Origin of the sequence: Jatrophihabitans sp. (assembly GCF_051960575.1) — a bacterium.
Lineage (GTDB): Bacteria > Actinomycetota > Actinomycetes > Mycobacteriales > Jatrophihabitantaceae > JBQCEE01.
The window spans coordinates 1-2,896 of the sequence record NZ_JBQCEE010000187.1 but is presented as its reverse complement, the minus strand read 5'-3'; the positions used below and the strand labels follow the sequence as shown (position 1 = coordinate 2,896).

Genomic DNA, 2,896 nt, shown 5'->3' with positions numbered 1-2,896 from the left:
CCGCAGTCGAAGCAGGGCGTCCACCTGCAGTCGTCCTGTTCGAACTCCGAGAGTGCGTCCTGCCAGTCGTCCCAGAGCCACTGCTTGTCCAGGCCCGAGTCGAGGTGATCCCAGGGCAGGACCTCGTCGCCGTCGCGCTCACGTGTGGTGAACCACGCCAGATCCACACCGTGCAGCTGCGATTCGGCGGCCTGCATCCAGCGGCTGAAGGAGAAGTGCTCGCTCCACCCGTCGAACCGTCCGCCCTGGCGCCACACCTCCTCGATGACCGCGCCGACACGGCGATCACCGCGCGAGAGCAGCCCTTCGACCAGCGACGGCTCGCCGTCGTGATAGCGCATGCCGACGTTGCGACCCAGCGCCTTGTTCGCGTTGATCGCGGCACGCAGCTTGCGCAGCCGCTCGTCGACGACCTCAGGCGCAGCCTGGGCGGCCCACTGGAACGGGGTGTGCGGCTTCGGGACGAACCCGCCGATGGAGACGGTGCAGCGGATGTCCTTACTGCCCGATGCCTCCCGCCCGGCCCGGATGACGTCGTGCGCCATCTCGGCGATCTCGAGGACGTCCTCGTCGGTCTCGGTCGGCAAGCCGCACATGAAGTACAGCTTCACCTGCCGCCAGCCCTGCGCGTACGCGGCCGAGACGGTGCGGATCAGGTCGTCCTTGCTGACCATCTTGTTGATCACGCGCCGCAGCCGCTCGCTGCCGCCCTCGGGCGCGAAGGTCAGGCCCGACCGGCGGCCGTTGCGGCTGAACTCGTTGGCGAGGTCGATGTTGAACGCGTCGACGCGGGTCGACGGCAGCGAGAGGCTGACCTTCTCGTCCTCGTAGCGGTCGGCGAGCTGCTTGGCCATCTCGCCGATCTCGGTGTGATCGGCGCTGCTGAGCGACAGCAGGCCGACCTCGTCGAACCCGGTGGCCCGCAGGCCGGCGTCGACCATCTGCCCGACCGTCTCGATGCTGCGCTCGCGCACCGGGCGGGTGATCATGCCTGCCTGGCAGAAGCGGCAGCCGCGCGTGCAGCCGCGGAAGATCTCGACGGACATGCGCTCGTGCACCGACTCGGCCAGGGGCACCAGCGGCGTCTTCGGGTACGGCCACTCGTCCAGGTTCATGACCGTGTGCTTGCGGATCACCGCCGGCACGTCGCGGTTCGGCGTCACCGCCTCGATGCGGCCGTCCGGCAGGTAGCTGACGTCGTAGAACCGCGGCACGTAGAGCGAGCCGGTCTGCGCGAGGCGCAGCAGCGTCTCGTCGCGGCTGAGCCCCTCGCGCTTGGCGTCGCGGACGATGTCGGTGATCAGCCCGACGGCCTGCTCGCCGTCGCCGAGCACGGCGAGGTCGACGAAGTCGGCGATCGGTTCGGGATTGAACGCGGCATGGCCGCCGGCGACGACGATCGGGTGGCGCTCGTCGCGGTCGGCCGCGTGCAGCGGCACGCCCGCGAGGTCGAGGGCCGTGAGCAGGTTCGTGTAGCCGAGCTCGGTGGCGAAGCTGACGCCGAGCAGGTCGAAGGCGCCGACCGGCCGGTGCGCGTCGACGGTGAACTGCGGCACGCCGTGCTCGCGCATGAGCGCCTCGAGGTCGGGCCAGACGGCGTACGTGCGCTCGGCGAGCGTGTCGGGGCGCTCGTTCAGGACCTCGTAGAGGATCTGCACGCCCTGGTTGGGCAGGCCCACCTCGTACGCGTCCGGGTACATGAGCGCCCAGCGCACCTCGACGGCGTCCCAGTCCTTGCTGCGGGCGTTGAGCTCGCCGCCGACGTACTGGATCGGCTTGTTCACGCGGGGAAGCAGGGCTTCCAGGCGGGGCCAGACACTCTCGACGGTCACGGGCTCCCAGTGTAGGCGGCCGAAGCTGGCAGCATCGACGATCGTGTCCCGTGCTCCCCTGCCGCCCGAGCTGCTCGTCGTGGCCGGCATGGGCTCGGTGCAATTCGGCTCGGCGTTCGCCGACACGCTGTTCCCGAAGGCCGGGCCGGCCGGTGTCACGCTGCTGCGGCTGGTCTTCTCCGGCGCGATCCTGCTCGCGATCGCCCGGCCGCGGGTGCGCGGGCGGTCACGCGCCGACCTGCTCGCCGCCGCCGCGTTCGGCGTGATCCTCGGGACGATGAACTGGAGCTTCTACGAGGCGATCAACCGGATCCCACTCGGCGTCGCCGTGACGATCGAGTTCGTCGGTCCGCTCGTCGTCGCGGTGCTCGGGTCGCGGCGCCGCCTCGACGCGCTGTGGATCGTGCTCGCCGCCGGTGGGGTGGCGCTGCTCGCGTCCGGCTCGGCGGGGTCGGCCGTGCACCCCCTCGGCATCCTGCTCGTGCTCGTCGCCGCGACCTGCTGGGGCTGCTACATCCTGCTGTCGAAGCGGGTCGGCGCCGCCTTCGCGCAGCTCGACGGCCTCGCGCTGGCCCTCGGTGTCGGCACGTTCGTCGTGCTGCCGGCCGGCGTCGTCGAGGGCGGCTCGGCGCTGCTGCACGGCACGGTGCTGGCGGGCGGGCTCGGGGTGGGGCTGATGAGCTCGCTCATCCCCTACTCGCTCGAGCTGATCGCGCTGCGCACGCTGACGCCGGCACGCTTCGGGCTGCTGATGTGCCTGCAGCCGGCGGTGGCGACGCTCGCCGGTGTGCTCGTGCTCGGCGAGCGCATCACGCTCGTGCTCGTGCTCGCGCTGCTCATGGTGGTGACCGCGAGCGCCGGCTCGACGCTCACCGCCCGGCGTCCGCCGCTCGCCGAGCCGGAGGCCTGACCCGCGCCTCGCCGCGCCGCACCCCGCCCCGCCCCGCCCCGCCCCGCCGCGGTGTTGTGCATTGCGCGCCGGAAAGCCCCGACAACCTGCCCAAAAAACACCAAACAGCGGCGAAAGTGTTGATTGGGAGCGCCGTCCCCCGCCCGGCCAGCAC

Annotated in this window: 2 protein-coding genes; one reads left to right on the top strand and one right to left on the bottom strand. The window is 71.4% G+C overall.

Features of this window, described 5'->3' with window-relative positions; all coding sequences use genetic code 11:
- A partial coding sequence (locus ACTHMS_RS10600; protein WP_440306627.1) for a TIGR03960 family B12-binding radical SAM protein occupies positions 1-1,832 on the bottom strand: 1,832 nt, incomplete at its 3' end.
- Positions 1,833-1,875: 43 nt separating this feature from the next.
- Here ACTHMS_RS10600 and ACTHMS_RS10595 point away from each other — a divergent pair.
- Positions 1,876-2,742 (top strand): EamA family transporter, encoded by an 867-nt coding sequence (locus ACTHMS_RS10595; protein WP_440306626.1) that lies wholly within the window; start codon positions 1,876-1,878, stop codon positions 2,740-2,742.
- Positions 2,743-2,896 lie beyond the last annotated feature (154 nt).